Below are 8,078 nucleotides of genomic sequence, written 5' to 3' on the forward strand. Positions count from 1 at the left end.
TGCCGGGTCAGTCGACGGCGATGTCCAGGCCCAGGTCCAGCGCGCGGACCGAGTGGGTCAGGGCGCCCACCGAGATGACGTCCACGCCGGTGGCCGCCACGTCCCCGATGGTCTCCAGGGTGATGCCGCCGGAGGCCTCCACGGCGGCCCGGCCGTCGATCATCGCCACACCGCTGACGAGGTCCGCGCGGGAGAAGTTGTCCAGCATGACCACGTCCGCGCCCCCGGCGAGAACGTCCTCGATCTGGTCCAGACGGTCGACCTCCACCTCCATGCATGCCGTGTGGGGCATCTTCCGGCGCAGCTCCCGCAGGGCGTGGGGCAGCGAGGCCCCGCCGGCCGTGAGGACCGCCAGGTGGTTGTCCTTGAGCATCACGGCGTCCGAGAGCCCGAAGCGGTGGTTGTGGCCGCCGCCGCAGGTCACGGCGTGCTTCTCGAGCGCGCGCAGCCCCGGGGTGGTCTTGCGGGTGTCGCACACGCGGGTTCGCGTGATCGTCCCGGTGGGGAGCTTGTTGGCCCGTTCGACCTCGGCGACCGTCTTCTCCACCTCCGCGACGTAGCGCGCGGTGGTCGTTGCGATCCCGGACATGCGCTGCACCAGGTTCAGCACGGTGCGCTCGGCGCTCAGCAGGGGCCGGACGGGTCCGGAGACCGTGGCCACCACAGTCCCGGGTTCGAGGACGTCCCCGTCCGCCACGTGCAGCTGGACGGTGAGCGCGGGATCCGCAACCGCGAAGCCCGTGCGGATCACCTCCTCCCCGGCGAACACGCCGCTCTCGCGGGAGGTCACCGTGGCGGTGGCGTGCGCGTCCGCGGGAAGGGCGAGGTCCGAGGTGAGGTCACCCCACGGGGCGTCCTCCGCGAGTCCGGCGCGGATCACGGCCTCAACGGCTGAGCGGTGCAGCATGTGCTGTCCTTTCCTGGTGGTCTTCGAGTGCCGATGCGTGTGCGGCGTGAGGTGTTCCTGCGTGCGTTTCCGCGGCGTCCGCCCGGTGGTGCGCGCCGCAGGACTCCGTGCGCAGCCGCGCGGCACGGACCACCTCTCGGCCCACGGTGAGCAGGTTGTGGTCCTCGTACTCGGCCAGGGTGGCCGGGCGGCTGCCGTGCGGTCGGGGGGCGGCGCCGGGATCCTTCGCCCCTGCCTCTGAATCTGCCCTTGCGTCTGCCGCTCCCGTTGCCACCGTTGACGACGACGCCGCGAGCCACTCCTCCAGCAGCCGCTGGGACGCAGCCAGCTCGGCCTCGGCGCGGACCACTCCGGCCCCGCGCCACATGGTGGCCTGCAGGGCGGCGCGGCTGAACGGAATGTCGGGAGACCCGTCCATTCCCTGGGAGACATGCGTGGGTTCGGTGTCATGCAGCGGCGAACGCATGGTGTTCTCGACCGGCCACGAACGGGCGGAGGAGCCCTGGGCGACGAGACGTCCGGCGCGTTCACCAAACACCACCGCCTCCAGCAGGGAGTTGGAGGCCAGCCGGTTGGCTCCGTGCAGCCCGGTGGCGGCGCACTCGCCGGCCGCCCACAGCCCCGGGACGTTCGTGCGCCCGGAGGCATCTGTCAGCACACCGCCCATGAGGTAGTGGGCCGCGGGGCTCACGGGCACGAGCTCCCGGGACCACTCGATCCCGTGCTCCCGCAGCGCGGCGTCGATGGTGGGGAAGCGCCGGGCAAGGAAACCGACCCTGTCCTCGCCGTCCGGCACGGGGATCCCCGTGCAGTCGAGAAAGACCCCGGCCCCGGGTTCGGCGGAGCGCTCGGCGGCGATGGCGCGGGCCACGACGTCACGGGGTGCGAGCTCGCCGCGGGGGTCCACGCGGAGCATGAACCGCTCACCACAGTGGTTGCGCAGCACGGCACCCTCGCCCCGCACGGCCTCGGAGATCAGGAAGGACCCCGGGGTGGCCAGCGCGGTGGGGTGGAACTGCACGAACTCCATCCCCCGCACCTCCGCTCCGGCGCGCAGCGCGAGGGCGATGCCGTCCCCGGCGGCCACCGCGGGGTTCGTGGTGAACGGGTACAGCTGGCCCACGCCCCCGGTGGCGAGCACCACGTGGTTGGCGGGCAGGTCGCGGGGTTCCCCGAGGAGTCCGTCCGCGTCGACGGGCTGCACGGTCAGGCCGGTGATCTGGCCGTCGCTCAGCCGCAGTTCTGTGACCACGGTGTATTCCAATAGGGTGATGTCTCCGCGAGACGCAGCTTCCGTCGCCCGCGCGGTCAGCGCCGCCTGGATGGCGTGCCCGGTGGCGTCCCCTCCCGCGTGCAGGATGCGGGGAACGCTGTGGGCGCCCTCCAGGCCCTGCACCCAGTCAGAGGTGGGCCCGGCCACCCGGTCGAAGCGGACCCCTGCATCGGTGAGCGCGGTGATGGCTTCGGGGGAGTCCGCGACGACGCCGCGCACCACCTCTGCGTCGCAGCGCCCCGCTCCCGCGGCGAGGGTGTCGTGGACGTGCAGCTCCGGGGTGTCCTGCGACTGACCCCCGGGCAGGTCCCGCGTCATCGCGGCGATCCCGCCCTGGGCGCGGTCCGTGGCGGTGTCCGCGAGCGCGGACTTGGTCACCACGGTGACCCGGGCGCCCTCCGCCGCCGCCCGCAGCGCGGCGGTGAGCCCCGCGGCACCGGAACCCACGACGACCACGCGCGGTGCGGCGTCGTCGTGCCCGGTGGTGGGCAGCGGCGCGTCACGCACACGGCACCGCGGCGAGCATCCGCTCGAGGGCCACGGAGGCGTCCTCGGCCACGTCGGACTGCACGCTCACCTGGTTCACCACGCGCCCCTCGACCAGCTCCTCCAGGACCCACGCGAGGTAGCCCGGGTGGATCCGGTACATCGTGGAGCACGGGCAGATCACCGGGTCCAGGCAGAAGATGGTGTGCTCGGGGTGCTCGGCGGCCAGCCGGTTGACCATGTTGATCTCGGTGCCGATCGCGAAGGTCTGCCCGGGTTCCGCCGCCGCCACGGCCTTGCGGATGTGGTCCGTGGAGCCTGCGGAGTCCGCGGCGTCCACTACCTCCATGGGGCACTCCGGGTGCACGACGACGGTGCAGCCCGGGTGCTCGGCACGCGCCTGCTCGATCTGCGCCACGGTGAAGCGGCGGTGCACGGAGCAGAAGCCGTGCCACAGGATCACGCGGGCGTCCCGCAGCTGCTCGGCGGAATTGCCGCCCAGGGGCTTCCGCGGGTTCCACAGGGGCATCTGCGCGAGCGGCACGCCCATGGCCTTGGCGGTGTTGCGCCCCAGGTGCTGGTCCGGGAAGAAGAGGACGCGCTGCCCGCGCGCGAACGCCCACTTCAGGACGGTGGCGGCGTTCGAGGAGGTGCACACGATCCCGCCGTTGCGCCCGCAGAACGCCTTCAGCGCCGCCGAGGAGTTCATGTAGGTCACGGGGATGACGGAGGCGAGGGGCTCGCCGTGCTCGTCCGTGAGCACGGTGCCGTCCTCGGCCGTGGCGTGGGGACCGAGCGTGTCCACGAGGTCCGCCCAGCACTCCTCCACCGAGTCCTCGTCCGCCATGTCCGCCATGGAGCAGCCCGCGGCGGGGTTGGGCAGGATCACGGCCTGCTCGGCGGTGGAGAGGATGTCCGCGGTCTCCGCCATGAAGTGCACGCCGCAGAACACGATCGCCTCCGCTTCCGGGTGCGCCTTCGCCTGTTGCGCGAGCTGGAACGAGTCCCCGATGAAGTCCGCGTGCGCCACGATCTCGTCCCGCTGGTAGAAGTGGCCCATCACCACCGTGCGCTCGCCGAGGCTCTGCTTCGCGGCGCGGATCATGGCGTCCAGCTGCTCCGGGGTGGCGTCCCGGTAGCGCTGCGGGATGGTGGGCTGCGCGGGGGAGCCGGCCGGCACGGCGTCCTCCTGGGACGCACCGGGACCGTAGCCCTGCGCGAGCGGGGCGGGAAAGTCCCACGGCTGCTCGGCCAGCGCCGAGCTGCACGAGGCGCCCTGGGGTGACGACGTCGTGGCGTCCGGTCGGGAGGCCAGCAGGGTCAGACGGGTGGCGACGGAGGTCATGGTGTCTCCTCGGTGGAGCGGGATCGGAAGAACTCGGGAGCATCTGCGGTGGTGAAGCGGTACAGGGCCGGCGGGCGGTGCGGGGTGCCGGCCACGCGTTTGCCGGTGTCCTCCAGGCGCCCCGAGCGCAGCACGTGGCGGCGGAAGTTCGGGGGGTCCACCTCGTGACCGAGGATGGCCTCGTGGACCTCCCTGAGCTGGGCGATGGTGAACGCGGCGGGCAGGAACGAGCGGGCGACGGTGGGGTCCGCGATCCGGTCCCGCAGGCGCTCCAGGGCGTGGGAGACGATCAACGAGTGGTCAAAGGCCAGCGGCGGGAGATCGGTGGCCCGCAGCCAGGTGACGTTGAGGTCCCCGTCCCCGGAGGCGGCGTCGTGAGTGGGCAGGGCGGCCCAGTAGACCACGGTGACCACGCGCTCGTCGGCACCCTCGGAACGGGTGAGGCCCCCGAACGTGGCGAGCTGCTCGAGGTGCGCGGCGGTGAGGCCCGTGGTCAGGTGCAGGTAGCTCGCGGCCGCCGTCTCGAGGTCCTGGTCCTCGCCCAACGGGCCGCCCGGCAGCGCCCACATCTGGCGGTAGGGCTCGCGGACGCGGCGCACCAGCGGCAGCCACAGCTCGTGGCGGCCGTCCGGGCCGGTGGGGCGCACCGTGAAGATCACCGTGGACACGGCGATGCTCGTGCACGCAGTGCTCATGGCAGCCGCCCATCGCCGAGAAGTCCGGGGGACCCCCGGTAAGTGTCACGGTGACTCTAACATGTAAATGTCAAAGTGACACTAAGTGGTGGCGCACGACCACGCGTCCGTCGGCGTGACCTGTTGGGAACCCGGCCCCTCGCGGGCCGGGCCGAACGCGCGGTCCCGCGGCACGACGTCGTGCCCCCGGACCGCGCGCCACATTCGCGGCCCACCCGTGTCCTGACCACCGCGGGCCCCGGGGTTGCGTACCTTGGGCTGAACCCTGCTCCGCCGTCAGCATCGCCGTCAGAACGGAACATGCCATGTCCTCGAACGCGCCCAGCGCCCGCCCGCACGGCACCGAGAAGAGGGGAACCGGCGCGCTGCTCCGGGTCCTGAACTGGATCGAGTGGGTGGGCAACAAGCTCCCCGACCCGTTCTGGCTGTTCCTGATGCTCGCCGGGATCGTGATCCTGCTCAGCTGGATCCTCTCCGCAGTGGGCCTCAGCGCCGTCAACCCGGCCACGGGGGAGGCCGTGGCGGTCACGAACCTGCTGGCCCCGGACGGGCTGCGCAAGATCGTGGCCGAGGCCGTGACCAACTTCGTGGAGTTCCCGCCGCTCGGTCTGGTGGTCGTGATCCTGCTCGGCGTGGCCGTGGCCGAGCAGTCCGGGATGCTCTCGGCGGCGCTGCGCGGCTCCGTGGCGCGGGTGGGGCCAAAGTGGCTCACCTTCGTGCTGGCGCTGACCGGCATCACCGGCTCCATCGCCTCGGACGCCATGTACGTGGTGCTCATCCCCCTGGGCGCGCTCGCGTTCAAGGCCGCCGGGCGCTCGCCGGTGGTGGGGCTCATCGTGGCGTTCTGCTCAGTGGCGGCCGGGTTCAACGCGTCCCTGCTGCCCACGGCGTCGGACGCGCTGCTCGGCGGCATCACCACGGCGGCGGCCGGGCTGATCGACAAGAGCGTGATCGTCACCCCGGTGTCCAACTACTTCTTCACGTTCGTCTCCTCCCTGGTGCTCGCGGCGATCATCACCGTGGTCACCGAGACGGTGCTGGCCAAGCGCGGCGAGGCCATCGAGGAGGACACCGACACCAGGCAGCAGAACATGGGCGACTTCGAGGACATGCGCCTGAAGCCCCGCGAGAAGCGCGGTCTGCGCAACGCCGGGATCGCCTTTGCACTGATGATGGTGGTCTACCTCCTGGCCCTGCTCATCCCCGGCTCCCCGCTGCGCGCGGAGGACGGCACCGTGCTGATGTCCCCGCTGCTGATCAACGTGGGCATCGTGATCGCGGTGATGTTCGCCGTCGTCGGCTGGGTCTACGGCCGCGCCGCCGGGACCATGACCCGCGCCCGCCAGGTGCCCGAGGCCATGGCCGAGGGCCTCACCAGCGTGACCCCGGTGCTCGTCCTGTTCTTCGCCGCCGCCCAGTTCACCGCGTACTTCCAGTGGTCTGGGATCGGGCCCGTGCTGGCCGTCTACGGCGCGGACTTCATCGGCTCCCTGGGGCTGCCGCCGGTGCTGACTTTCACGGGGATCGTGCTGATCGTGGCAGTGATGAACCTGCTCATCACCTCCGGCTCCGCCCAGTGGACGCTGCTCGCGCCGGTGATGGTGCCCATGCTCATGCTGCTCAACGTCTCACCGGAGATGACGCAGGCGCTGTTCCGTATCGGCGACTCGCCCACCAACGTGATCAGCCCCGTCAGCCCTTACTTCGCCCTGGTGCTGGGCTACCTGCGGCGCTACCAGAAGAACGCCGGCGTGGGCACGCTGATCTCGCTGGTGCTCCCGCTGTCCATCGCGATGCTCGTGGGCTGGTTCCTGCTCTTCGTCGCCTGGTACCTGCTGGGCCTGCCCCTGGGTCCGCAGGACCTCTGAGCGCCCGGCGGGGTTTGCCGGGGACGACGCCGCCGCGCTGCCGCCGTCGCGCGGCAGGTCGCCTTCGCCCGGCACGCCGCCCCTCGCGGGGCGCGCTGCTCTGGGATGCCCGGTCAAGGACGGCGAGCCCCCACCGGAAACGACGAACGCCCCTCCCCGCCCGGTGACCAGGTCACTGAGCGGGGAGAGGCGTTCTCGCTGTTCCCCGGTACCGGATTCCGTCACCGGGCCCGACACCGGGGGAGCGGGTCAGTCGTTGGAGTCCACGGTGATCTTGTCCCCGGACACCGTCACGGTGCCGGAGGTGGAGATGCTCGTGGTGGTGTCCTCGTCGGACCAGTCGGCGGGCTCGTCGTCGTCGTACTCCTCGTTGTGCTGGTAGTCGAGACGCGCCTCCCCGGACTTGCTCGTGGAGAACGAGATCTCACCGTTGCTGAACGGGGAGCGGGACACCGTGTAGGTGGGGTAGCTCTCGATGCTCCACACCGGGTTCCGGTAGTCCTTCTTGTCCCCGAAGATCGAGTACCCGAAGGGGCAGCCGTCCGGCTCGAACTCGCCGGACTTGGCGCAGGTGTCGAGTTTGGCGTTGAGCTGCTTGGTGAGGTCCTGCTCCAGTGCCGGGGTGAAGGACTGGCTGAAGGACATGCCCGAGTCCATCGACTCCGCCCCGGCGCGGATCTGCGCCACCTGGTTGCCGCCGTAGGTCACGTACTTGCTCGCGGAGGACACGCCCACGGCGTAGTCGCCCGGGAGCACGGTGAACTCCTGGGTGTGGGAGTCGTTCTGCTTCTCCACCGTGACCTTCTGGTCGTTCACGGTCAGCTCGTCCACTCCCGCGGGAACCTCCACGCTGAACGTCTGGTAGAGCGAGGAGCCGGCCGCGGTCTCGTCGACGCGCCAGGACTTGAACAGCCCGTTGCGCGAGTCGCTGACCATGGGCAGCGAGACCGGGGTGGTCACGCCGTCCTGGGCCACGGTGGCGTTGACCGTGGCGTGGTCGCCGTCGATCTGCGTGTCCTTGATCTCGTACGAGGACACCCGGTTTTCGGCGGCGCCGTAGATCTCGTCCGTGAGCAGGGCGCGCTCGCCGGTGGCCACGTTCGGGTCTGCGGCCTTCGCCACGGCGGTGGCCTTGCCGTCCTGCACGGACTGCAGCAGCTCCTCGGCCTGGTTGTCCGGGCCGAAGACGGTGCGGCTGAGCACCGAGAACACGATCACCGCGGCCACGGCCAGCAGGACGACGGCGCCCACGATGATCGCGATGAGCCGGATCCGCTTCTTCTTCGCGGGGTCCATCGGCGTGCGCTCGGGCTGCGCGGCGGCGGCCGGGCGGGCGTCGTCGTAGCTGGGCAGCACGCGGGTCTGCTCACCGGGCGCGAGGCCGGCGGTGTCACCGCGCTGAGCGGTCACCGTGTCCTCGGCGGGGTAGGCCGCGGGGGACGACGTCGCCGCGGTGGTCGCGGACGTCGTCGTCCCCGGCGCGGTGGCAGCGCTGTGCCCGGCG

The 8,078-nt window shown here is 71.4% G+C and carries 5 protein-coding genes and 1 pseudogene; 1 reads left to right on the plus strand and 5 read right to left on the minus strand.

Features of this window, described 5'->3' with window-relative positions:
- Positions 1-7: 7 nt before the first annotated feature.
- Genes nadC through D8M39_RS00925 form a run of 4 tightly spaced genes read right to left on the minus strand, consistent with a single transcriptional unit; the run spans position 8 to position 4,706 of the window.
- A complete protein-coding gene (gene nadC / locus D8M39_RS00910; protein WP_094393239.1) occupies positions 8-907 on the minus strand; it encodes a carboxylating nicotinate-nucleotide diphosphorylase in 900 nt (299 codons plus the stop codon).
- Entirely contained in the window at positions 885-2,687 is a 1,803-nt protein-coding gene (gene nadB, locus D8M39_RS00915; protein ID WP_238693893.1) for an L-aspartate oxidase, read from the minus strand. The genes nadC and nadB overlap by 23 nt, the downstream gene beginning before the upstream one ends.
- Positions 2,680-4,011 (minus strand): quinolinate synthase NadA, encoded by a 1,332-nt coding sequence (nadA, locus tag D8M39_RS00920; RefSeq protein ID WP_094393238.1) that lies wholly within the window; start codon positions 4,009-4,011, stop codon positions 2,680-2,682. Before nadA ends, nadB begins: the two co-directional genes overlap by 8 nt.
- Complete coding sequence (locus tag D8M39_RS00925; protein ID WP_055083301.1) at positions 4,008-4,706, minus strand: NUDIX domain-containing protein; 699 nt, start codon at positions 4,704-4,706, stop codon at positions 4,008-4,010. The genes nadA and D8M39_RS00925 overlap by 4 nt, the downstream gene beginning before the upstream one ends.
- A gap of 305 nt (positions 4,707-5,011) precedes the next feature.
- On the opposite strand from D8M39_RS00925, the gene D8M39_RS00930 reads away from it, so the two are divergent.
- Complete coding sequence (locus tag D8M39_RS00930; protein WP_094393237.1) at positions 5,012-6,574, plus strand: AbgT family transporter; 1,563 nt, start codon at positions 5,012-5,014, stop codon at positions 6,572-6,574.
- Between the two features lie 249 nt (positions 6,575-6,823).
- Here the strand turns inward: D8M39_RS00930 and D8M39_RS12600 are convergent.
- A pseudogene (locus tag D8M39_RS12600) lies at positions 6,824-8,078 on the minus strand (hypothetical protein); the annotation flags it as partial.

Source organism: Kocuria sp. HSID17590 (assembly GCF_003989485.1).
Lineage (GTDB): Bacteria > Actinomycetota > Actinomycetes > Actinomycetales > Micrococcaceae > Kocuria > Kocuria salsicia.

Coding starts and splice junctions, on each gene's coding strand:
- nadC (WP_094393239.1), bottom strand. CDS start 907: ATGCTGCACCGCTCAGCCGTTGAGGCCGTGATCCGCGCCGGACTCGCG.
- nadA (WP_094393238.1), bottom strand. CDS start 4,011: ATGACCTCCGTCGCCACCCGTCTGACCCTGCTGGCCTCCCGACCGGAC.
- D8M39_RS00925 (WP_055083301.1), bottom strand. CDS start 4,706: ATGAGCACTGCGTGCACGAGCATCGCCGTGTCCACGGTGATCTTCACG.
- D8M39_RS00930 (WP_094393237.1), top strand. CDS start 5,012: ATGTCCTCGAACGCGCCCAGCGCCCGCCCGCACGGCACCGAGAAGAGG.